This window comes from Enterobacter cloacae complex sp. 2022EL-00788 (assembly GCF_026627565.1).
Classification (GTDB): domain Bacteria; phylum Pseudomonadota; class Gammaproteobacteria; order Enterobacterales; family Enterobacteriaceae; genus Enterobacter; species Enterobacter pasteurii.
In genome coordinates this window covers 1-19,318 of the sequence record NZ_JAPNMC010000018.1, presented here as the reverse complement: position 1 = coordinate 19,318, position 19,318 = coordinate 1, and the positions used below count along the sequence as shown (strand labels likewise).

The 19,318-nt window shown below is 51.3% G+C and carries 32 protein-coding genes; 26 read left to right on the top strand and 6 right to left on the bottom strand.

The window, feature by feature from the left end; translation table 11 throughout:
* Nucleotides 1-92 precede the first annotated feature (92 nt).
* The 20 genes from rplN to OWK27_RS21310 all read left to right on the top strand — a co-directional run bounded on the left by rplN (nt 93) and on the right by OWK27_RS21310 (nt 9,798).
* A complete protein-coding gene (gene rplN / locus OWK27_RS21405) occupies nt 93-464 on the top strand; it encodes a 50S ribosomal protein L14 (protein ID WP_002919748.1) in 372 nt (123 codons plus the stop codon).
* 10 nt (nt 465-474) lie between these two features.
* The gene (rplX, locus tag OWK27_RS21400) at nt 475-789 is read left to right on the top strand and encodes a 50S ribosomal protein L24 (RefSeq protein ID WP_003863287.1); all 315 of its coding nucleotides are present in this window, start codon (nt 475-477) and stop codon (nt 787-789) included.
* Nucleotides 790-803: 14 nt separating this feature from the next.
* Nucleotides 804-1,343, top strand: coding sequence for a 50S ribosomal protein L5 (gene rplE / locus OWK27_RS21395; RefSeq protein WP_003863290.1), 540 nt, complete (start codon nt 804-806; stop codon nt 1,341-1,343).
* Between the two features lie 14 nt (nt 1,344-1,357).
* Nucleotides 1,358-1,663, top strand: a complete 306-nt coding sequence (gene rpsN / locus OWK27_RS21390; RefSeq protein ID WP_003863291.1) for a 30S ribosomal protein S14 — start codon at nt 1,358-1,360, stop codon at nt 1,661-1,663.
* Nucleotides 1,664-1,693: 30 nt separating this feature from the next.
* Nucleotides 1,694-2,086 (top strand): 30S ribosomal protein S8, encoded by a 393-nt coding sequence (gene rpsH, locus OWK27_RS21385; RefSeq protein ID WP_006178918.1) that lies wholly within the window; start codon nt 1,694-1,696, stop codon nt 2,084-2,086.
* Nucleotides 2,087-2,098: 12 nt separating this feature from the next.
* Nucleotides 2,099-2,632 carry a 50S ribosomal protein L6 gene (gene rplF, locus OWK27_RS21380; protein WP_003863296.1) on the top strand — a complete coding sequence of 178 codons (534 nt, stop codon included), beginning with the start codon at nt 2,099-2,101 and terminating at the stop codon, nt 2,630-2,632.
* Between the two features lie 9 nt (nt 2,633-2,641).
* On the top strand, nt 2,642-2,995 hold the full coding sequence (gene rplR / locus OWK27_RS21375; RefSeq protein ID WP_003863297.1) for a 50S ribosomal protein L18: 354 nt from the start codon (nt 2,642-2,644) through the stop codon (nt 2,993-2,995).
* A 14-nt stretch (nt 2,996-3,009) separates the two neighbouring features.
* Nucleotides 3,010-3,510 carry a 30S ribosomal protein S5 gene (gene rpsE / locus OWK27_RS21370; protein ID WP_003863299.1) on the top strand — a complete coding sequence of 167 codons (501 nt, stop codon included), beginning with the start codon at nt 3,010-3,012 and terminating at the stop codon, nt 3,508-3,510.
* Nucleotides 3,511-3,516: 6 nt separating this feature from the next.
* Nucleotides 3,517-3,696, top strand: a complete 180-nt coding sequence (gene rpmD / locus OWK27_RS21365) for a 50S ribosomal protein L30 (protein ID WP_003863301.1) — start codon at nt 3,517-3,519, stop codon at nt 3,694-3,696.
* Between the two features lie 3 nt (nt 3,697-3,699).
* Complete coding sequence (rplO, locus tag OWK27_RS21360; protein ID WP_003863304.1) at nt 3,700-4,134, top strand: 50S ribosomal protein L15; 435 nt, start codon at nt 3,700-3,702, stop codon at nt 4,132-4,134.
* Nucleotides 4,135-4,141: 7 nt separating this feature from the next.
* Nucleotides 4,142-5,473 carry a preprotein translocase subunit SecY gene (secY, locus tag OWK27_RS21355; RefSeq protein ID WP_003863305.1) on the top strand — a complete coding sequence of 444 codons (1,332 nt, stop codon included), beginning with the start codon at nt 4,142-4,144 and terminating at the stop codon, nt 5,471-5,473.
* A 31-nt stretch (nt 5,474-5,504) separates the two neighbouring features.
* Nucleotides 5,505-5,621, top strand: coding sequence for a 50S ribosomal protein L36 (rpmJ, locus tag OWK27_RS21350; RefSeq protein ID WP_000868187.1), 117 nt, complete (start codon nt 5,505-5,507; stop codon nt 5,619-5,621).
* Between the two features lie 146 nt (nt 5,622-5,767).
* Nucleotides 5,768-6,124: a 30S ribosomal protein S13 gene (gene rpsM, locus OWK27_RS21345; RefSeq protein ID WP_003863308.1), complete on the top strand. Its 357-nt coding sequence runs from the start codon at nt 5,768-5,770 to the stop codon at nt 6,122-6,124.
* A 16-nt stretch (nt 6,125-6,140) separates the two neighbouring features.
* The gene (rpsK, locus tag OWK27_RS21340) at nt 6,141-6,530 is read left to right on the top strand and encodes a 30S ribosomal protein S11 (RefSeq protein ID WP_003863312.1); all 390 of its coding nucleotides are present in this window, start codon (nt 6,141-6,143) and stop codon (nt 6,528-6,530) included.
* A 32-nt stretch (nt 6,531-6,562) separates the two neighbouring features.
* Nucleotides 6,563-7,183 carry a 30S ribosomal protein S4 gene (gene rpsD, locus OWK27_RS21335; protein WP_003863314.1) on the top strand — a complete coding sequence of 207 codons (621 nt, stop codon included), beginning with the start codon at nt 6,563-6,565 and terminating at the stop codon, nt 7,181-7,183.
* Nucleotides 7,184-7,208: 25 nt separating this feature from the next.
* Complete coding sequence (locus OWK27_RS21330) at nt 7,209-8,198, top strand: DNA-directed RNA polymerase subunit alpha (RefSeq protein WP_002919219.1); 990 nt, start codon at nt 7,209-7,211, stop codon at nt 8,196-8,198.
* A 40-nt stretch (nt 8,199-8,238) separates the two neighbouring features.
* A complete protein-coding gene (gene rplQ, locus OWK27_RS21325) occupies nt 8,239-8,622 on the top strand; it encodes a 50S ribosomal protein L17 (protein WP_001216368.1) in 384 nt (127 codons plus the stop codon).
* A gap of 107 nt (nt 8,623-8,729) precedes the next feature.
* Nucleotides 8,730-9,098 carry a DUF1992 domain-containing protein gene (locus OWK27_RS21320; protein ID WP_148422741.1) on the top strand — a complete coding sequence of 123 codons (369 nt, stop codon included), beginning with the start codon at nt 8,730-8,732 and terminating at the stop codon, nt 9,096-9,098.
* 2 nt (nt 9,099-9,100) lie between these two features.
* Nucleotides 9,101-9,526 carry a Zn(2+)-responsive transcriptional regulator gene (gene zntR / locus OWK27_RS21315; protein ID WP_148422744.1) on the top strand — a complete coding sequence of 142 codons (426 nt, stop codon included), beginning with the start codon at nt 9,101-9,103 and terminating at the stop codon, nt 9,524-9,526.
* Between the two features lie 56 nt (nt 9,527-9,582).
* Complete coding sequence (locus OWK27_RS21310; protein WP_148422740.1) at nt 9,583-9,798, top strand: alternative ribosome-rescue factor A; 216 nt, start codon at nt 9,583-9,585, stop codon at nt 9,796-9,798.
* On the opposite strand, the gene mscL is transcribed toward OWK27_RS21310, so the two are convergent.
* From mscL to def, 5 genes are all read right to left on the bottom strand, one after another.
* The gene (gene mscL / locus OWK27_RS21305; RefSeq protein WP_148422739.1) at nt 9,799-10,212 is read right to left on the bottom strand and encodes a large-conductance mechanosensitive channel protein MscL; all 414 of its coding nucleotides are present in this window, start codon (nt 10,210-10,212) and stop codon (nt 9,799-9,801) included.
* Between the two features lie 145 nt (nt 10,213-10,357).
* A complete protein-coding gene (gene trkA, locus OWK27_RS21300; protein ID WP_148422738.1) occupies nt 10,358-11,734 on the bottom strand; it encodes a Trk system potassium transporter TrkA in 1,377 nt (458 codons plus the stop codon).
* Nucleotides 11,735-11,756: 22 nt separating this feature from the next.
* On the bottom strand, nt 11,757-13,043 hold the full coding sequence (gene rsmB / locus OWK27_RS21295; RefSeq protein WP_267591193.1) for a 16S rRNA (cytosine(967)-C(5))-methyltransferase RsmB: 1,287 nt from the start codon (nt 13,041-13,043) through the stop codon (nt 11,757-11,759).
* 52 nt (nt 13,044-13,095) lie between these two features.
* Nucleotides 13,096-14,043 carry a methionyl-tRNA formyltransferase gene (gene fmt, locus OWK27_RS21290; protein WP_267591192.1) on the bottom strand — a complete coding sequence of 316 codons (948 nt, stop codon included), beginning with the start codon at nt 14,041-14,043 and terminating at the stop codon, nt 13,096-13,098.
* Nucleotides 14,044-14,068: 25 nt separating this feature from the next.
* On the bottom strand, nt 14,069-14,578 hold the full coding sequence (def, locus tag OWK27_RS21285) for a peptide deformylase (RefSeq protein ID WP_006812188.1): 510 nt from the start codon (nt 14,576-14,578) through the stop codon (nt 14,069-14,071).
* 127 nt (nt 14,579-14,705) lie between these two features.
* On the opposite strand from def, the gene dprA reads away from it, so the two are divergent.
* The 6 genes from dprA to OWK27_RS21255 are packed head-to-tail and all read left to right on the top strand — an operon-like array spanning nt 14,706 to nt 18,489.
* On the top strand, nt 14,706-15,830 hold the full coding sequence (dprA, locus tag OWK27_RS21280) for a DNA-protecting protein DprA (RefSeq protein WP_267591191.1): 1,125 nt from the start codon (nt 14,706-14,708) through the stop codon (nt 15,828-15,830).
* On the top strand, nt 15,802-16,275 hold the full coding sequence (gene smg, locus OWK27_RS21275) for a DUF494 family protein Smg (protein ID WP_148422734.1): 474 nt from the start codon (nt 15,802-15,804) through the stop codon (nt 16,273-16,275). The genes dprA and smg overlap by 29 nt, the downstream gene beginning before the upstream one ends.
* Before the next feature lie 26 nt (nt 16,276-16,301).
* Nucleotides 16,302-16,856: a type I DNA topoisomerase gene (locus OWK27_RS21270; RefSeq protein WP_017383725.1), complete on the top strand. Its 555-nt coding sequence runs from the start codon at nt 16,302-16,304 to the stop codon at nt 16,854-16,856.
* The gene (gene tsaC, locus OWK27_RS21265) at nt 16,849-17,421 is read left to right on the top strand and encodes an L-threonylcarbamoyladenylate synthase type 1 TsaC (protein ID WP_148422732.1); all 573 of its coding nucleotides are present in this window, start codon (nt 16,849-16,851) and stop codon (nt 17,419-17,421) included. The genes OWK27_RS21270 and tsaC overlap by 8 nt, the downstream gene beginning before the upstream one ends.
* Nucleotides 17,422-17,425: 4 nt before the next feature.
* Entirely contained in the window at nt 17,426-18,244 is an 819-nt protein-coding gene (gene aroE / locus OWK27_RS21260) for a shikimate dehydrogenase (protein ID WP_193356740.1), read from the top strand.
* On the top strand, nt 18,241-18,489 hold the full coding sequence (locus tag OWK27_RS21255) for a DUF1488 domain-containing protein (RefSeq protein ID WP_148422731.1): 249 nt from the start codon (nt 18,241-18,243) through the stop codon (nt 18,487-18,489). Before aroE ends, OWK27_RS21255 begins: the two co-directional genes overlap by 4 nt.
* On the opposite strand, the gene OWK27_RS21250 is transcribed toward OWK27_RS21255, so the two are convergent.
* Nucleotides 18,465-19,019: a gamma carbonic anhydrase family protein gene (locus OWK27_RS21250; RefSeq protein ID WP_176609351.1), complete on the bottom strand. Its 555-nt coding sequence runs from the start codon at nt 19,017-19,019 to the stop codon at nt 18,465-18,467. The two genes, OWK27_RS21255 and OWK27_RS21250, sit on opposite strands and share 25 nt — an antisense overlap.
* Nucleotides 19,020-19,318 lie beyond the last annotated feature (299 nt).

Below are 19,318 nucleotides of genomic sequence, written 5' to 3'. Positions count from 1 at the left end.
CGGTGTTATAATGCCGCGCCCTCGATATGGGGCTTTTTAACGGCTCTGATTTTAGAGTCTCAGGTAGTAGTTGACATTAGCGGAGCACTAAAATGATCCAAGAACAGACTATGCTGAACGTCGCCGACAACTCCGGTGCACGTCGCGTAATGTGTATCAAGGTTCTGGGTGGCTCGCACCGTCGCTACGCAGGCGTAGGCGACATCATCAAGATCACCATCAAGGAAGCAATTCCACGTGGTAAGGTCAAAAAAGGTGATGTGCTGAAGGCGGTAGTGGTGCGCACCAAGAAGGGTGTTCGTCGCCCTGACGGTTCTGTCATTCGCTTCGATGGTAATGCATGCGTTATTTTAAACAATAACAGCGAGCAGCCTATCGGCACGCGTATCTTTGGGCCGGTAACTCGTGAACTTCGTACTGAGAAGTTCATGAAAATTATCTCTCTGGCACCAGAAGTACTCTAAGGAGCGAATCATGGCAGCGAAAATCCGTCGTGATGACGAAGTTATCGTGTTAACCGGTAAAGATAAAGGTAAACGCGGTAAAGTAAAAAATGTTCTGTCTTCCGGCAAACTCGTCGTTGAAGGTATCAACCTGGTTAAGAAACATCAGAAGCCGGTTCCGGCCCTGAACCAACCAGGCGGCATCGTTGAAAAAGAAGCTGCTATTCAGGTTTCTAACGTTGCAATCTTCAATGCGGCTACCGGTAAGGCTGACCGTGTAGGCTTTAGATTCGAAGACGGTAAAAAAGTCCGTTTCTTCAAGTCTAACAGCGAAACTATCAAGTAATTTGGAGTAGTACGATGGCGAAACTGCATGATTACTACAAAGACGAAGTAGTTAACAAACTCATGACTGAGTTTAACTACAATTCTGTCATGCAAGTCCCTCGGGTCGAGAAGATCACCCTGAACATGGGTGTTGGTGAAGCGATCGCTGACAAGAAACTGCTGGATAACGCAGCAGCTGACCTGACAGCAATCTCCGGTCAAAAACCGCTGATCACCAAAGCACGCAAATCTGTTGCAGGCTTCAAAATCCGTCAGGGCTATCCGATCGGCTGTAAAGTAACTCTGCGTGGCGAACGCATGTGGGAGTTCCTTGAGCGCCTGATCACTATTGCTGTTCCACGTATCCGTGACTTCCGTGGCTTGTCCGCTAAGTCTTTCGACGGTCGTGGTAACTACAGCATGGGTGTCCGTGAGCAGATCATCTTCCCAGAAATCGACTACGATAAAGTCGACCGCGTGCGTGGTTTGGATATTACCATTACCACTACTGCGAAATCTGATGAAGAAGGCCGTGCTCTGCTGGCTGCCTTTGACTTCCCGTTCCGCAAGTAAGGTAGGGTTACTGAATGGCTAAGCAATCAATGAAAGCACGCGAAGTAAAGCGCGTAGCTTTAGCTGATAAATTCTTCGCTAAACGCGCTGAACTGAAAGCGATCATTTCTGATGTGAACGCTTCCGACGAAGATCGTTGGAATGCGGTTCTCAAGCTGCAGTCTCTGCCGCGTGATTCCAGCCCGTCTCGTCAGCGTAACCGCTGTCGTCAAACAGGTCGTCCACATGGTTATGTGGGCAAGTTTGGGTTGAGCCGTATCAAACTGCGTGAAGCCGCCATGCGCGGTGAAGTACCAGGCTTGAAAAAGGCTAGCTGGTAATTACCAATTGAATCACGGGAGTAAAGACAGATGAGCATGCAAGATCCGATCGCGGATATGCTGACCCGTATCCGTAACGGTCAGGCCGCGAACAAAGTTGCGGTCACCATGCCTTCCGCCAAGCTGAAAGTGGCAATTGCCAACGTGCTGAAGGAAGAAGGTTTTATCGAAGATTTTAAAGTTGAAGGCGACACCAAGCCGGAACTGGAACTTACTCTCAAGTATTTCCAGGGTAAAGCTGTTGTAGAAAGCATTCAGCGTGTCAGCCGCCCAGGCCTGCGCATCTATAAGAAAAAAGATGAGCTGCCAAAAGTTATGGCTGGTCTTGGTATCGCAGTTGTTTCTACCTCTAAAGGTGTTATGACTGATCGTGCAGCGCGCCAGGCTGGTCTTGGTGGCGAAATTATCTGCTACGTAGCCTAATCGGAGGAAAGAATGTCTCGTGTTGCTAAAGCACCGGTCGTTATTCCTGCCGGCGTTGATGTAAAAATCGACGGTCAGGTTATTACGATCAAAGGTAAAAACGGCGAGCTGACTCGTACCCTCAACAAAGCTGTTGAAGTTAAACATGCAGATAACGCTCTGACCTTCGGTCCACGTGATGGTTTCGTGGATGGATGGGCTCAGGCTGGTACCGCGCGTGCCCTGCTGAACTCAATGGTTGTTGGTGTTACCGAAGGCTTCACTAAAAAGCTTCAGCTGGTTGGTGTAGGTTATCGTGCAGCTATCAAAGGGAATGCAGTAGGCCTGTCTCTGGGCTTCTCACACCCTGTTGAGCATCCGCTGCCGGCCGGTATCACTGCAGAATGTCCGACTCAAACTGAAATCGTGCTGAAAGGCGCTGATAAGCAGCTGATCGGTCAGGTTGCAGCAGATCTGCGCGCCTACCGTCGTCCTGAGCCTTACAAAGGCAAGGGTGTTCGTTACGCCGACGAAGTCGTGCGTACCAAAGAGGCTAAGAAGAAGTAAGGTAACACTATGGATAAGAAATCTGCTCGTATCCGTCGTGCGACCCGCGCACGCCGCAAGCTCAAAGAGCTGGGTGCAACTCGCCTGGTGGTACATCGTACCCCGCGTCATATTTACGCACAGGTAATTGCACCGAACGGTTCTGAAGTTCTGGTAGCTGCTTCTACTGTAGAAAAAGCTATCTCAGAACAATTGAAGTATACCGGTAATAAAGACGCCGCTGCAGCTGTAGGTAAAGCTGTTGCTGAACGCGCTCTGGAAAAAGGCATCAGCAATGTTTCCTTTGACCGTTCCGGGTTCCAATATCATGGTCGTGTCCAGGCACTGGCAGATGCTGCCCGTGAAGCTGGCCTTCAGTTCTAAGGTAGAGGTGTAAGATGGCTCACATCGAAAAACAGGCTGGCGAACTGCAGGAAAAGCTGATCGCGGTAAACCGCGTATCTAAAACCGTTAAAGGTGGTCGTATTTTCTCCTTCACAGCTCTGACTGTAGTTGGCGATGGTAACGGTCGCGTTGGTTTTGGTTACGGTAAAGCGCGTGAAGTTCCAGCAGCGATCCAGAAAGCGATGGAAAAAGCCCGTCGCAATATGATTAACGTCGCGCTGAACAACGGTACCCTGCAGCACCCAGTTAAGGGTGTTCACACGGGTTCTCGTGTATTCATGCAGCCAGCTTCCGAAGGTACCGGTATCATCGCCGGTGGTGCAATGCGCGCCGTTCTGGAAGTTGCTGGAGTTCATAACGTTCTGGCTAAAGCATATGGTTCCACCAACCCGATCAACGTGGTTCGTGCAACTATTGATGGCCTGGAAAATATGAATTCTCCAGAAATGGTCGCTGCCAAGCGTGGTAAATCCGTTGAAGAAATTCTGGGGTAATTGACCATGGCAAAGACTATTAAAATCACTCAAACCCGCAGTGCAATCGGTCGTCTGCCGAAACACAAGGCAACGCTGCTTGGCCTGGGTCTGCGTCGTATTGGTCATACCGTTGAGCGCGAGGATACTCCTGCTGTTCGTGGTATGGTCAACGCGGTTTACTTCATGGTTAAAGTTGAGGAGTAAGAGATGCGTTTAAATACTCTGTCTCCGGCCGAAGGCTCTAAAAAGGCGGGTAAACGCCTGGGTCGTGGTATCGGTTCTGGCCTCGGCAAAACCGGTGGTCGTGGTCACAAAGGTCAGAACTCTCGTTCTGGCGGTGGCGTACGTCGCGGTTTCGAGGGTGGCCAGATGCCACTGTACCGTCGTCTGCCGAAGTTCGGCTTCACCTCTCGCAAAGCAGCGATCACAGCGGAAATCCGTCTGTCTGACCTGGCGAAAGTTGAAGGCGGCGTTGTAGACCTGAACACGCTGAAAGCAGCAAACATTATCGGTATCCAGATCGAGTTCGCGAAAGTGATCCTGGCTGGTGAAGTTTCTACTCCGGTAACTGTTCGTGGCCTGCGTGTTACTAAAGGTGCTCGTGCTGCTATCGAAGCTGCTGGCGGTAAAATTGAGGAATAAGTAGCAGATGGCTAAGCAACCGGGATTAGATTTTCAAAGTGCCAAAGGTGGATTTGGCGAGCTGAAACGCAGACTGCTGTTTGTAATCGGCGCGCTGATTGTGTTCCGTATTGGCTCTTTTATTCCGATCCCTGGTATTGATGCCGCTGTACTTGCCAAACTGCTTGAGCAACAGCGAGGCACCATCATTGAAATGTTTAACATGTTCTCTGGTGGTGCTCTCAGCCGTGCTTCTATCTTCGCATTGGGTATCATGCCGTACATTTCGGCATCGATTATTATCCAGTTGCTGACGGTCGTTCATCCGGCCCTCGCAGAACTGAAGAAAGAAGGGGAGTCTGGACGTCGTAAGATTAGCCAGTACACCCGTTACGGCACTCTGGTGCTGGCAATATTCCAGTCGATCGGTATTGCTACCGGTTTACCGAATATGCCTGGTATGCAGGGCCTGGTGTTAAACCCAGGCTTTGCATTCTACTTCACCGCTGTTGTAAGTCTGGTCACAGGGACTATGTTCCTGATGTGGCTCGGCGAACAGATTACTGAGCGTGGTATCGGTAACGGTATCTCAATCATTATCTTCGCCGGTATCGTTGCGGGTCTCCCGCCGGCCATCGCCCATACTATCGAGCAAGCGCGTCAAGGCGACCTGCACTTCCTCCTGTTGCTGTTGGTTGCAGTATTAGTATTTGCAGTGACGTTCTTTGTTGTCTTCGTTGAACGTGGTCAACGCCGCATTGTGGTGAACTACGCTAAGCGTCAGCAAGGTCGTCGTGTCTATGCTGCACAGAGCACACATTTACCGCTGAAAGTGAATATGGCGGGGGTTATCCCGGCTATCTTCGCTTCCAGTATTATTCTGTTCCCGGCAACCATCGCGTCATGGTTCGGGGGCGGTACTGGTTGGAACTGGCTGACAACAATTTCGCTGTATTTGCAGCCTGGGCAACCACTTTATGTGTTACTCTATGCGTCTGCGATCATCTTCTTCTGTTTCTTCTACACGGCGTTGGTCTTCAACCCGCGTGAAACAGCAGATAACCTGAAGAAGTCCGGTGCATTTGTACCAGGAATTCGTCCGGGAGAGCAAACGGCGAAGTATATTGATAAAGTAATGACTCGCCTGACTTTGGTTGGTGCGCTTTATATTACTTTTATCTGCCTGATCCCGGAGTTCATGCGTGATGCAATGAAAGTACCGTTCTACTTCGGTGGGACCTCACTGCTTATCGTTGTGGTCGTGATTATGGACTTTATGGCTCAAGTGCAAACTCTGATGATGTCCAGTCAGTATGAGTCTGCATTGAAGAAGGCGAACCTGAAAGGCTACGGCCGCTAACTGGTCGCCTGAGAAGTTACGGAGAGTAAAAATGAAAGTTCGTGCTTCCGTCAAGAAATTATGCCGTAACTGCAAAATCGTTAAGCGTGATGGTGTCATCCGTGTGATTTGCAGTGCCGAGCCGAAGCATAAACAGCGCCAAGGCTGATTATTTCGCATATTTTTCTTGCAAAGTTGGGTTGAGCTGGCTAGATTAGCCAGCCAATCTTTTGTATGTCTGTACGTTTCCATTTGAGTATCCTGAAAACGGGCTTTTCAGCATGGTGCGTACATATTAAATAGTAGGAGTGCATAGTGGCCCGTATAGCAGGCATTAACATTCCTGATCAGAAACATGCTGTGATCGCATTAACTTCGATCTACGGCGTCGGCAAGACCCGTTCCAAAGCCATTCTGGCTGCAGCGGGTATCGCTGAAGATGTTAAGATCAGTGAGCTGTCTGAAGAACAAATCGACACGCTGCGTGACGAAGTTGCCAAATTTGTCGTTGAAGGTGATCTGCGCCGTGAAATCAGCATGAGCATCAAGCGCCTGATGGATCTTGGTTGCTATCGCGGTTTGCGTCATCGTCGTGGTCTGCCAGTGCGCGGTCAGCGTACTAAGACCAACGCACGTACCCGTAAGGGTCCGCGCAAACCGATCAAGAAATAATCGGGGTGATTGAATAATGGCAAAGGCACCAGTTCGTGCACGTAAACGTGTAAGAAAACAAGTCTCTGACGGCGTGGCTCATATCCATGCTTCTTTCAACAACACCATCGTTACTATTACTGATCGTCAGGGTAACGCATTGGGTTGGGCAACAGCCGGTGGTTCCGGTTTCCGTGGTTCTCGCAAATCCACTCCGTTCGCAGCTCAGGTTGCAGCAGAGCGTTGCGCTGAAGCCGTAAAAGAATACGGCATCAAGAATCTGGAAGTTATGGTTAAAGGTCCGGGTCCGGGTCGTGAATCTACTGTTCGCGCTCTGAACGCCGCTGGTTTCCGCATCACTAATATTACTGATGTGACTCCGATCCCTCATAACGGTTGTCGTCCGCCGAAAAAACGTCGCGTATAACGCTCGTTTTTTAGGTTAGTTGGAGATAGAAAATGGCAAGATATTTGGGTCCTAAGCTCAAGCTGAGCCGTCGTGAGGGCACCGACTTATTCCTTAAGTCTGGCGTTCGCGCGATCGATACCAAGTGTAAAATTGAACAAGCTCCTGGCCAGCACGGTGCGCGTAAACCGCGTCTGTCTGACTATGGTGTGCAGTTGCGTGAAAAGCAAAAAGTTCGCCGTATCTACGGTGTGCTGGAGCGTCAGTTCCGTAACTACTATAAAGAAGCAGCACGTCTGAAAGGCAACACAGGTGAAAACCTGCTGGCTCTGCTGGAAGGTCGTCTGGACAACGTTGTATACCGTATGGGCTTCGGCGCGACTCGTGCTGAATCACGCCAGCTGGTTAGCCATAAAGCAATCATGGTAAACGGTCGTGTTGTTAACATCGCTTCTTATCAGGTTAAAGCGAATGACGTTGTTAGCATTCGTGAGAAAGCGAAAAAGCAATCTCGCGTGAAAGCCGCTCTGGAGCTGGCTGAGCAGCGTGAAAAGCCAACCTGGCTGGAAGTTGATGCTGGCAAGATGGAAGGTACGTTCAAGCGTCAGCCAGAACGTTCTGATCTGTCTGCGGACATTAACGAACACCTGATCGTCGAGCTTTACTCCAAGTAAAGCTTAGTACCAAAGAGAGGACACAATGCAGGGTTCTGTGACAGAGTTTCTAAAACCGCGCCTGGTAGATATCGAGCAAGTGAGTTCGACGCACGCCAAGGTGACCCTTGAGCCTTTAGAGCGTGGCTTTGGCCATACTCTGGGTAACGCACTGCGCCGTATTCTGCTCTCATCGATGCCGGGTTGCGCGGTGACCGAGGTTGAGATTGATGGTGTACTTCATGAGTACAGCACCAAAGAAGGCGTTCAGGAAGATATCCTTGAAATCCTGCTCAACCTGAAAGGGCTGGCGGTGAGAGTTCAGGGTAAAGATGAAGTTATTCTTACTCTGAATAAATCTGGCATTGGCCCTGTGACTGCAGCCGACATCACCCACGACGGTGATGTTGAAATCGTCAAGCCGCAGCACGTGATCTGCCACCTGACCGATGAGAACGCAGCTATTAGCATGCGTATCAAAGTTCAGCGCGGTCGTGGTTATGTGCCGGCTTCTGCCCGAATTCATTCGGAAGAAGATGAGCGCCCAATCGGCCGTCTGCTGGTCGACGCATGCTACAGCCCTGTAGAGCGTATTGCCTACAATGTTGAAGCAGCGCGTGTAGAACAGCGTACCGACCTGGACAAGCTGGTCATCGAAATGGAAACCAATGGCACAATCGATCCTGAAGAGGCGATTCGTCGTGCGGCAACCATCCTGGCAGAACAACTGGAAGCTTTCGTTGACTTACGTGATGTACGTCAGCCGGAAGTGAAAGAAGAGAAACCAGAATTCGATCCGATCCTGCTGCGCCCTGTTGACGATCTGGAATTGACTGTCCGCTCTGCTAACTGCCTCAAGGCAGAAGCTATCCACTATATCGGTGATCTGGTACAGCGTACCGAGGTTGAGTTGCTGAAAACGCCGAACCTGGGTAAAAAATCTCTTACCGAGATTAAAGACGTGCTGGCTTCACGTGGTTTGTCTCTGGGCATGCGCCTGGAAAACTGGCCACCAGCAAGCATTGCTGACGAGTAACCGGATCACAGGTTAAGGTTTTACTGAGAAGGATAAGGTCATGCGCCATCGTAAGAGTGGTCGTCAACTGAACCGCAACAGCAGCCATCGCCAGGCTATGTTCCGCAACATGGCAGGTTCACTGGTTCGTCATGAAATCATCAAGACGACCCTGCCTAAAGCGAAAGAGCTGCGTCGCGTAGTTGAGCCGCTGATTACTCTTGCCAAGACTGACAGCGTTGCTAATCGTCGTCTGGCATTCGCCCGTACTCGTGATAACGAGATCGTGGCAAAACTGTTTAACGAACTGGGCCCGCGTTTCGCGAGCCGTGCCGGTGGTTACACTCGCATTCTGAAGTGTGGCTTCCGTGCAGGCGACAACGCGCCGATGGCTTACATCGAGCTGGTTGATCGTTCAGAGAAAGCAGAAGCTGCTGCAGAGTAATCTGCAGTAACGTAAAAAAACCCGCTCCGGCGGGTTTTTTTATATCTGCCCAATATCCACTTATCTACAATACCTGTATCAATTTTGTTCATCCCCTGGAGCTCATAATGTGGTTGCTTGACCAGTGGGCAGAACGCCATATTCGCGATGCCCAACACAAAGGCGAATTCGATAATCTCCCAGGCTGTGGGGAGCCCTTAGTACTGGATGATGATTCGCACATTGCGCCCGAATTACGGGCCGGTTATCGCTTGCTGAAGAATGCCGGCTGCTTACCGCCTGAACTTCAACAACGTAATGAAGCGGTTGAGCTTTCAGATTTGCTTAAAGGCATTCATAAGAACGACCCACGATATGCAGAACTCAGCCGCCGGCTGGCGCTCATTGAGCTAAAGCTTCGCCAGGCGGGCATGAATACTGACTTCTTACACGGTGAGTATAGTGAAAGATTGATGCAGAAAATGAATGAGGAGTGATGATGTACCGCATAGGTGAACTCGCGAAACTCGCTAACGTAACGCCGGATACCATCCGCTATTACGAGAAGCAGCAGATGATTGACCATGAGATCAGAACAGAAGGTGGGTTTCGCCTTTATACGGAAAACGATCTCCAGCGCCTTCGTTTCATTCGCTATGCGCGACAGCTTGGCTTCACGCTGGAATCGATCCGCGAGCTGCTGTCGATCCGTATCGATCCTGAACATCATACCTGTCAGGAATCCAAAAGCATCGTTCAGGCACGTCTGGAAGAAGTTGAAGCTCGTATTCAGGAATTGCAGACTATGCAGCGTTCTCTGCAAAGGTTAAATGATGCGTGCTGCGGTACCGCTCACAGCAGCGTTTATTGCTCTATACTGGAAGCGCTTGAACAGGGTGCCAGTAGTGAAACTCAGGGTTGTTGATTTTTTAGCAGCCAGGGTCTAGACTCCCGCCGTCATTAACTTGCTCAGGAGAAATTATGAGCCGCTATCAGCACACTAAGGGACAAATTAAGGATAACGCCATAGAGGCACTGCTTCACGACCCGCTCTTCAGACAGCGTGTTGAAAAGAATAAAAAAGGAAAAGGAAGTTATCTGCGTAAGGGAAAACATGCACAACGGGGTAACTGGGAGGCCAGTGGCAAGCAAGCGAATCGCTTTTTTACCACTGGCCTTCCTGTTTCGGTCTTCTGATTAAACGCGGTTGTTCTGCTCTTTTAACAGATCGCGAATTTCAGTCAGCAAGACTTCTTCTTTAGATGGTGCTGGCGGAGCAGCAGCTGGTTCTTCTTTTTTACGGTTGAGTCTGTTGATGAGTTTGATGGCCATGAAAATGGCAAACGCTACGATAACGAAATCAAATACGTTCTGAATGAATACGCCATAGTGCATTACAACCGCAGGAATATCGCCCTGAGCTTCCCGAAGCGTGAAGGCAAATTGTTTAAAATCAATACCTCCAATCAACAGTCCCAGCGGCGGCATAATAATGTCTGCTACTAAAGATGAAACGATCTTACCGAACGCTGCACCAATAATGACACCCACTGCCAAATCTACCACATTCCCGCGCATCGCAAATTCGCGAAATTCTTTAATAAAACTCATTATGTTCTCCTTGTGCCAGCTGACGCCTATAAGTTTAACAAATGATTAGCCAAATGCCATTGGGGATAATAATCGTCACGAAAAATAAAAGGCATGGAAATTAAAAGGTTAATAAAAGGGTGCTCTCGTCTGAGCACCCGATCCATTACAGGAAGAATGGGCTTGGCTGGAATAAACGCTCTACGTCGGTAATAAACTTTTTATCCGTAAGGAACATAATAACGTGATCGCCCTGTTCAATACGTAAATTATCATTGGCGATCATGACATCATTACCGCGGACTACGGCACCAATAATAGTGCCTGGCGGCAGTTTAATTTCGTCGATAGCGCGACCAACGACCCGCGACGTCGTTTCATCCCCGTGGGCGACGGCTTCAATGGCCTCCGCTACGCCGCGGCGAAGTGACGAAACGCCAACAATATCTGCTTTACGAACATGGCTTAGCAGGGCAGAGATGGTGGCCTGCTGCGGTGATATGGCAATATCAATCACGCTTCCCTGTACCAGGTCGACGTAAGCCTTACGCTGGATAAGCACCATCACTTTTTTTGCCCCCATGCGTTTAGCGAGCATCGCGGACATAATATTCGCTTCGTCGTCGTTGGTGACGGCAATAAAAAGATCGACCTGATCGATATGCTCTTCGGCCAGCAGCTCCTGATCTGAGGCATCGCCATAAAACACGATCGTATTCTGAAGCTTTTCTGCAAGCTCCGCCGCACGCTGCTGATCTCGCTCGATCAGCTTCACGCTGTAGTCTTTTTCCAGCCGTCTCGCCAGGCCTGCGCCAATATTACCGCCGCCTACCAGCATAATACGCTTATACGGTTTTTCGAGACGCTGTAGTTCACTCATCACTGCGCGGATGTGCTGGGAAGCTGCAATAAAGAAGACCTCATCGCCGGCTTCAACAATGGTGGAACCCTGCGGACGAATGGGTCGGTCGTGACGGAATATGGCCGCAACGCGCGTATCGATATGGGGCATATGCTCGCGCATGGTGGACAGGGCATTACCAATCAGCGGGCCGCCATAATATGCCTTCACGACCGCCAGGCTCACTTTCCCCTCAGCAAAGTTCACCACCTGCAATGCACCCGGGTATTCAATCAGACGATAAATGCTGTCGATAACCAGCTGTTCTGGCGCAATAAGATGATCGATAGGTACCGCTTCTGAGTTAAACAGCTTTTCCGCATCGCGGACATAGTCCGGGGAGCGAATACGAGCGATACGGTTCGGTGTGTTGAAAAGGGAGTAGGCCACCTGACACGCAACCATATTGGTTTCATCAGAACTGGTTACTGCTACCAGCATATCGGCATCGTCCGCACCCGCTTCGCGAAGGACGCGCGGGTGGGAACCGTGCCCTTGCACAACGCGAAGGTCAAACTTGTCCTGCAAAACGCGCAGCCGATCGCCGTTGGTATCCACAATGGTGATATCGTTGTTTTCACCTACGAGGTTCTCGGCCAGCGTTCCACCAACCTGACCCGCGCCCAGAATGATAATTTTCATCTTTCGTGACCTGTTCTCAACATCACTCTTTGATTAGCTTAGCGTAAAAGAAGCCATCACCCTCTTCTGCACCCGGCAGGTTTTGCAGGCCCGGACGTTCAGGCGTGCCCGTATCGTGCAGTGCAGCGTCAGGCGTACGTTTCAGGAAGGCTGCAATTTGCTGGCTGTTCTCCTCGGGGAGTACAGAGCAGGTTGCATACACCAGCGTTCCGCCGGATTTGAGATGTGGCCAGATGGCATCCAGGATATCGGATTGCAGCTGTGCCAGTTCGTTAATATCGCCATCGCGACGCAGCCACTTGATATCCGGATGACGACGGATGACGCCGGTTGCAGAGCAGGGGGCGTCCAGCAAAATGCGATCGAACCGGGTTTCACCACACCACTCTGCGGGTTTGCGCCCATCGCCTTGCTTAACCTGCGCCTTCATCCCCAGACGCTTAAGGTTGTCGTAGACGCGTGAAAGGCGCTGCTCATCAACGTCCACGGCCATTACGCTGGCCTGTGGCGCCACTTCGAGGATATGCGTTGTTTTACCGCCTGGCGCAGCGCACAGGTCGAGGATCTGTTCTCCATCCTTCGGTTCAAGCCAGGTCATGCAGCCCTGTGCGGAAGCGTCCTGTACCGTTACCCAGCCCTCTTCGAAACCGGGTAAGGCATGTACTGGTGCAGGAGAGGCTAAACGTACAGCATCAGGATAAGCATCGTGCGTGAAGCCGCCCATTCCTGCTTCCTCCAGCAGGGCCAGCCACGCGTCGCGAGTATGATGGTTACGATTGACGCGCAACCACATCGGCGGACGTTGATTATTGGCTTCAGCAATCTCTTGCCACTTCTGCGGATAGGCCTTTTTAAGGCGCTTCAGCAGCCATTCCGGATGCAGGAAACGCGCTTCACTTTGGGCAAACTCTGCCAGCAGTTCGTCCTGCTGACGCTGGAACTGACGCAGCACGCCGTTGATCAGCCCTTTGAGCTGGGGACGTTTAATCGCAACGGCACCTTCCACTGTCTCAGCCAGCGCAGCATGAGGTGGAATGCGGGTGTGAAGAAGCTGGTAGAAACCGACCATGATTAAATAATGTACGGTACGTTGCTTGCCGCTCATCGGGCGTGACATCAGCTTATTGATTAACCACTCAAGCTGAGAGAGGGTGCGCAAAACGCCAAAGCAAAGCTCCTGAAGCAGGGCTTTGTCTTTATCGGAGACTTTCTGTTGCAGTGGCGGCAGAACATTACTCAATGACTGACCCTGCTCGATAACCTGCTCAACGGCCTGAGCCGCCATAGTGCGTAGATTTTGTCTTTTCATAACCGTAAAAATAAAAATGCCCGGAAACACCGGGCCTTAAGAAGAAAGTTGTTCAGGCAAGGCGATTGCCAGGAATAAACCATTCACGACGAGAGTTTAAGAGATCCTGAGCGCTCATTGCCTTTTTACCGGCCGGCTGTAGCGATTCCAGATTCAAAATCCCTTCTGCGGTTGCAACCTGAATACCGTTCTTGCTGGCATCGATAATCGTACCGGGTTCGGCCGCCGTATTGCCGCTTATCACTGAAGCCTTCCAGATTTTCACCGGCTGCTCATCAATCATCATCCAGCTCATCGGCCATGGATTGAAGGCGCGGATGCAGCGTTCAAGCTGGGCCGCTGACAGGGACCAGTCGATCCGGGCTTCTTCTTTACTCAGCTTTTCAGCATAGGTCACCAGCGCGTCGTCCTGAACTTCAGGCTTAGCCGTATTGTCAGCAAGCTGCTGTAACGTCTCAATCAGCCCCTGCGGGCCGAGTTCCGCCAGCTTGTCATACAGCGTGGCGCTGGTATCTTCGGTAGTAATTGGACACGCCAGTTTAAGCAGCATGTCGCCAGTGTCTAAACCTACGTCCATCTTCATAATGGTGACGCCAGTTTCAGCATCACCCGCCCACAGAGAGCGTTGAATTGGCGCCGCGCCGCGCCAGCGCGGTAGCAGGGAACCATGGACGTTAATGCAGCCCAGGCGCGGCATACCAAGGACCGCTTTTGGCAGAATGAGGCCGTAAGCCACAACCACCATCACATCTGCATTCAGGTCAGCCACCAGCTGCTGGTTTTCCTGAGGACGTAATGAGGCTGGCTGAAACACCGGTAATCCGTGCGCCTCTGCCAGGACTTTTACCGGACCTGGCATCAGCTTCTTACCGCGGCCTGCCGGACGGTCTGGTTGCGTAAATACGCCAACAATCTGGTGTCCAGACGATAACAGCGCGTCAAGATGACGCGCTGCAAAATCAGGGGTACCCGCGAAGATTATACGTAGTGATGTAGACACGTTATTCCTTGTATCCGGGGGGACGTCATGCGCGAGAGCGCAAACGGTCCAGTTTCTCTACTTTCTGACGAATGCGCTGTTGCTTCAGTGGCGAAAGGTAATCGATAAACAGCTTACCGACCAGGTGGTCCATCTCATGCTGAATGCAAATCGCCAGCAGATCGTCGGCTTCCAGTTCAAAGGGGTTGCCGTCGCGGTCCAGTGCGCGGATTTTCACTTTTTCGGCACGCGGCACTAAAGCGCGCTGTTCAGGAATAGACAGGCAGCCTTCCTCAATGCCCGTTTCGCCGCTTTTTTCGAGCAGCTCAGGGTTGATCAGCACCAGACGCTCATCGCGGTTTTCAGAAACGTCGATCACGATAATACGCTTGTGAATGTCTACCTGGGTCGCCGCAAGGCCAATGCCTTCTTCAGCGTACATGGTATCGAACATATCATCGACGATACGCTGAATTTCTGCATTCACTTCTTTAACCGGTTCCGCGACGATGCGAAGGCGCTCGTCAGGAATATGTAACACTTGCAAAACTGCCATAAATTTCCAGAGTCGTGTTCAGGAGTTGATAAGAATATTACTTCTATTCTAGACAAATCCCCGGTCGATTGACAGCATCAGTGACCAATCGCAAAGATTGCTGAGGCTGCTTATGGCAGGGAAAAGGATGACGCCCACAGAGATATGGTTAAGGCTTATAAACATCGGATCGTTATGTGGTGATGCGATGCTGGAAACCGCCCAGCGGCTGCTTCGCCAGACGTGTGTTGATGCCGACGCTGTCAGAGACGCAGGGCTGTCGGCCAAACAGGCCGGAAAGTTTTTTTCATTCAGTGAGGGTGAACTTGAACGTAGCCTGAAATGGCTGGACCAGGCGGAGAATCACCTGCTGACGGCTGATGATCCTCGCTTTCCGCCGTTGTTGCGAACTATCCCCGACTTTCCGGGGGCGCTATTTGTGCGAGGCAGCGTCGACGCGCTCAATAGCATGCAGCTTGCGGTTGTGGGCAGCCGTGCGCCCTCGTGGTACGGCGAGCGGTGGGGGAAAATTCTGAGTGAACAACTCGCACAATGTGGATTTACCATCACCAGCGGCCTGGCTTGCGGCATCGATGGCGTGGCGCATCACGCGGCGCTGTCGGCAAAAGGGCGAAGTATTGCCGTGCTGGGGAATGGTCTGTTCAGTCTCTACCCGCATCGCCATCAAATGCTGGCTGAGCAACTTATTGCCGCAGAGGGGGCAATCGTCTCTGAATTTTCGCTCTCAACCTCTCCCTGGCCGGGCAACTTTCCCCGGCGTAACCGGATCATCAGTGGGTTAAGCCTGGGCGTGCTGGTGGTAGAGGCCGCGATTCGCAGCGGATCGCTGGTTACCGCAAGGTGCGCGCTGGAGCAGGGGCGGGAGGTCTTTGCGTTACCCGGCCCGATTGGCAACCCCGGCTGCGAAGGCCCGCACTGGCTGATAAAGCAGGGGGCGACGCTGGTTACCTGTAAAGAGGATATCCTGGAAAATTTGCAGTACGGATTGCATTGGCTGCTGGATGAACCTCAAAAGCGACATATTTCATCAGATCAGGAGGCAGTAGCATTGCCATTTCCCAAGCTCCTGGCTAACGTAGGAGATGAGGTAACACCTGTTGACGTTGTCGCTGAACGTGCCGGCCAACCTGTGCCAGTAACGGTAGCACAGCTACTCGAACTGGAGTTAGCAGGGTGGATCGCAGCTGTACCCGGCGGCTATGTCCGATTAAGGAGGGCATGCCATGTTCGACGTACTGATGTATTTGTTTGAGACTTACATCCACAACGAAGCAGAAATGCACGTGGATCAGGACAAATTAACACGGGATCTGACCGACGCAGGTTTTGAGCGGGAAGATATTTATAATGCGTTGATGTGGCTGGATAAGCTGGCTGATTATCAGGACGGCCTCGCCGAACCGATGCAGCTTGCTTCTGACCCATTGTCTGTGCGCATCTATACAGCTGAAGAGTGTGAAAGGCTGGATGCCAGCTGCCGGGGATTTATTTTATTCCTTGAGCAGATTCAGGTGCTAAACCTCGAAACGAGAGAAATGGTGATAGAGCGCGTTATGGCGCTGGATACAGCAGAATTTGAACTGGAAGATCTGAAATGGGTGATCCTGATGGTTCTGTTCAACATTCCAGGCTGTGAAAACGCCTATCAGCAAATGGAAGAATTACTCTTTGAAGTGAATGAAGGTATGCTGCATTAATTCAATGTGCAGCAACAAGAGTTGTTATGGCCAAATCAGCACTCTTCACGGTGCATAAAAACGAGCCCTGCCCACAGTGTGGGGCTGAACTTGTTATTCGGTCCGGGAAACACGGTCCGTTTCTCGGTTGTTCACACTATCCGGAATGTGATTATGTTCGTCCCCTGAAAAGCCAGGCGGACGGACATATTGTTAAAATTCTGGAGGGTCAGCTCTGTCCGCTCTGTGGAGGGGAACTTGCGCTGCGGCAGGGACGTTTCGGGATGTTTATCGGATGCAGTCGTTACCCGGAATGTGAACATACGGAACAAATTGATAAGCCAGATGAGACGGCAATTGCCTGCCCTCAATGCCAGCGTGGGCAACTGGTGCAGCGCCGCTCCCGTTATGGTAAGACCTTCCATTCATGCGATCGCTATCCTGAATGCCAGTTCGTTATCAATTTCAAACCAGTAGCGGGTGTCTGCCCTCATTGCGATTATCCGTTACTTATAGAGAAGAAAACGGCGCAAGGCTTGAAACGCTTTTGCGCCAGTAAACAATGTGGAAAGCCGGTTTCGGCGGATCAAATCAGTGAATAATAACCTGCCATCAGGCTCCATCGCGCAGGCGGTGGAAGTTCTGAAAAAAGAAGAAGTCATCGCCTATCCAACAGAAGCCGTTTTTGGGGTCGGGTGCGATCCTGACAGCGAAGTCGCCGTAAGCCGGTTGCTGGCGCTTAAACAGCGGCCTGTGGAAAAAGGATTGATTTTGATCGCTGCGAATTACGAGCAGCTTAAGCCTTATATTGATGATTCCATGCTGACGCCTGCACAGCGGGAAACCATTTTCTCTGCGTGGCCTGGTCCTGTGACGTTTGTTTTTCCTGCGCAACCGACTACGCCGCGCTGGTTAACGGGCCGTTTCGATTCGCTCGCGGTGCGTGTCACCGACCATCCGCTGGTGGTGGAGTTATGTCAGGCGTTTGGCAAACCGTTGGTTTCAACCAGCGCCAACCTGACCGGTCTTCCTCCTTGCCGTACTACGGAAGACGTTCTGGCGCAGTTCGGGAATGATTTCCCGGTCGCCGTGGGTGAAACCGGTGGTCGTCTTAACCCGTCGGAAATTCGCGACGCCTTAACCGGCGAACGTTTTCGCCAGGGGTAATATGATGGAAACCTATGCTGTTTTTGGTAATCCGATTGCACACAGCAAGTCGCCTCTGATTCATCAGTTGTTCGCCGGGCAGTTGCAGATAGATCACCCGTATGGCAGGGTCCTTGCGCCCGTTGATGCATTTATACCGACGCTGAACGCTTTTTTTGATGCTGGCGGTAAAGGTGCGAACGTTACGGTGCCTTTTAAAGAAGAGGCTTTCGGGCGTGCGGATGAACTGACCGAGCGGGCGTCGCTCGCAGGCGCCGTCAATACGCTTAAGCGGCTTGAAGATGGTCGCCTTCTGGGTGATAACACCGATGGCATAGGTTTACTTAGCGATCTGCAAAGATTGTCGTTTATCAAACCAGGCTTTCGGATCCTGCTGATCGGCGCGGGGGGAGCGTCGCGCGGTGTATTGCTTCCTCTCCTTTCACTGGGCTGCGCGGTAACAATAACCAACCGTACCTTCTCCAGAGCAGAAGCGCTGGCGACATTGTTCGAACATACGGGCAGCGTAACCGCGGTAGCGCTGGATGATCTCGCGGGGCACGAATTCGATTTGGTCATCAATGCCACTTCCAGCGGCATAAATGGAGAGATCCCGGCAATTCCCGCGAGCCTGATACATTCCCATATCTACGCCTATGACATGTTTTATCAATCAGGAAAGACGCCTTTTCTGACCTGGTGTGAGCAACAGGGTGCAAAACATCTGGCTGATGGCCTCGGTATGCTGGTGGGGCAGGCGGCACATGCGGTGCTGCTGTGGCACGGCGTGTTGCCAGCCGTAGAACCGGTTATCGAAAAGCTGAAACAGGAACTGACAGCGTGAATCAGGCGATTCATTTTCCCGACAGAGAAATCTGGGATGAGAGCAGGCAAGCGGTCTGCTTCCCGGTGCTGGTGCATGGAATGCAGCTGACCTGTGCAATTAAAAGGGACACGCTGCTCCAGCGCTTTGATGGTTCAGATCCGTTGGCGGTGTTTTGCGAAAATCGCTGGGATCTTGAAGAGGAAGCCAGCGATTTAATCCGCGATGGGCAGGAAGACGATCAGGGCTGGGTCTGGTTATCCTGATCCAGATAGTCATTCTTCCATTTTACGTAATTGTTCGCTGAATATTTCAAACCTTCGATTTCCGCCTCTTTTAAGGGGCGGATCTGTTTTACCGGGCTGCCTAAATAGAGATAGCCACTTTCCAGGCGTTTGTTTTGCGGAACAAGGCTTCCAGCACCAATCATGACGTCATCTTCTACCGTCACGCCATCCAGCAAAATCGATCCCATCCCAACGAGAACTCTGTTACCGATCGTGCAGCCGTGGAGCATCACTTTATGGCCGACGGTGACGTCTTCCCCGATGATGAGCGGATTGCCTTCCGGGTTGTAGGACGATTTATGCGTGACGTGCAGTACGCTGCCGTCCTGAATATTGGTGCGTGCACCGATAGCTACATAGTTAACATCGCCGCGGATCGCCACGAGCGGCCAAATGCTGACATCATCGGCCATGCGAACATCACCAATGACCACGCTGCTGGCATCGATCATCACGCGATCGCCTTTCTGTGGGAACAGATCTTTATAGGGACGTAATACTGAAGACATATCTACCTCGATACAGATGAACGCTATAAAGAAGACTTTGATCGTATTCGGGGATCGAGGCAAGGCAAAATGCGTCAATTTTTAAGCGGATCGGGCGGGATTTCAGCGAAAAGCACGGAAAATCATCAGTTGGAAAAAAAGATCTAAAAAGTACTTGTGCTAAAAACTGGGATCCCTATAATGCGCCTCCATCGACACGGCGGATGTGAATCACTTCACAAACAACCCGGTCGGTTGAAGAGAAAAAATCCTGAAATAACGGGTTGACTCTGAAAGAGGAAAGCGTAATATACGCCACC

Coding starts and splice junctions, on each gene's coding strand:
- rplN (WP_002919748.1), top strand. CDS start 93: ATGATCCAAGAACAGACTATGCTGAACGTCGCCGACAACTCCGGTGCA.
- rplX (WP_003863287.1), top strand. CDS start 475: ATGGCAGCGAAAATCCGTCGTGATGACGAAGTTATCGTGTTAACCGGT.
- rplE (WP_003863290.1), top strand. CDS start 804: ATGGCGAAACTGCATGATTACTACAAAGACGAAGTAGTTAACAAACTC.
- rpsN (WP_003863291.1), top strand. CDS start 1,358: ATGGCTAAGCAATCAATGAAAGCACGCGAAGTAAAGCGCGTAGCTTTA.
- rpsH (WP_006178918.1), top strand. CDS start 1,694: ATGAGCATGCAAGATCCGATCGCGGATATGCTGACCCGTATCCGTAAC.
- rplF (WP_003863296.1), top strand. CDS start 2,099: ATGTCTCGTGTTGCTAAAGCACCGGTCGTTATTCCTGCCGGCGTTGAT.
- rplR (WP_003863297.1), top strand. CDS start 2,642: ATGGATAAGAAATCTGCTCGTATCCGTCGTGCGACCCGCGCACGCCGC.
- rpsE (WP_003863299.1), top strand. CDS start 3,010: ATGGCTCACATCGAAAAACAGGCTGGCGAACTGCAGGAAAAGCTGATC.
- rpmD (WP_003863301.1), top strand. CDS start 3,517: ATGGCAAAGACTATTAAAATCACTCAAACCCGCAGTGCAATCGGTCGT.
- rplO (WP_003863304.1), top strand. CDS start 3,700: ATGCGTTTAAATACTCTGTCTCCGGCCGAAGGCTCTAAAAAGGCGGGT.
- secY (WP_003863305.1), top strand. CDS start 4,142: ATGGCTAAGCAACCGGGATTAGATTTTCAAAGTGCCAAAGGTGGATTT.
- rpmJ (WP_000868187.1), top strand. CDS start 5,505: ATGAAAGTTCGTGCTTCCGTCAAGAAATTATGCCGTAACTGCAAAATC.
- rpsK (WP_003863312.1), top strand. CDS start 6,141: ATGGCAAAGGCACCAGTTCGTGCACGTAAACGTGTAAGAAAACAAGTC.
- rpsD (WP_003863314.1), top strand. CDS start 6,563: ATGGCAAGATATTTGGGTCCTAAGCTCAAGCTGAGCCGTCGTGAGGGC.
- OWK27_RS21330 (WP_002919219.1), top strand. CDS start 7,209: ATGCAGGGTTCTGTGACAGAGTTTCTAAAACCGCGCCTGGTAGATATC.
- rplQ (WP_001216368.1), top strand. CDS start 8,239: ATGCGCCATCGTAAGAGTGGTCGTCAACTGAACCGCAACAGCAGCCAT.
- OWK27_RS21320 (WP_148422741.1), top strand. CDS start 8,730: ATGTGGTTGCTTGACCAGTGGGCAGAACGCCATATTCGCGATGCCCAA.
- zntR (WP_148422744.1), top strand. CDS start 9,101: ATGTACCGCATAGGTGAACTCGCGAAACTCGCTAACGTAACGCCGGAT.
- OWK27_RS21310 (WP_148422740.1), top strand. CDS start 9,583: ATGAGCCGCTATCAGCACACTAAGGGACAAATTAAGGATAACGCCATA.
- mscL (WP_148422739.1), bottom strand. CDS start 10,212: ATGAGTTTTATTAAAGAATTTCGCGAATTTGCGATGCGCGGGAATGTG.
- trkA (WP_148422738.1), bottom strand. CDS start 11,734: ATGAAAATTATCATTCTGGGCGCGGGTCAGGTTGGTGGAACGCTGGCC.
- rsmB (WP_267591193.1), bottom strand. CDS start 13,043: ATGAAAAGACAAAATCTACGCACTATGGCGGCTCAGGCCGTTGAGCAG.
- def (WP_006812188.1), bottom strand. CDS start 14,578: ATGGCAGTTTTGCAAGTGTTACATATTCCTGACGAGCGCCTTCGCATC.
- dprA (WP_267591191.1), top strand. CDS start 14,706: ATGACGCCCACAGAGATATGGTTAAGGCTTATAAACATCGGATCGTTA.
- smg (WP_148422734.1), top strand. CDS start 15,802: ATGTTCGACGTACTGATGTATTTGTTTGAGACTTACATCCACAACGAA.
- OWK27_RS21270 (WP_017383725.1), top strand. CDS start 16,302: ATGGCCAAATCAGCACTCTTCACGGTGCATAAAAACGAGCCCTGCCCA.
- aroE (WP_193356740.1), top strand. CDS start 17,426: ATGGAAACCTATGCTGTTTTTGGTAATCCGATTGCACACAGCAAGTCG.
- OWK27_RS21250 (WP_176609351.1), bottom strand. CDS start 19,019: ATGTCTTCAGTATTACGTCCCTATAAAGATCTGTTCCCACAGAAAGGC.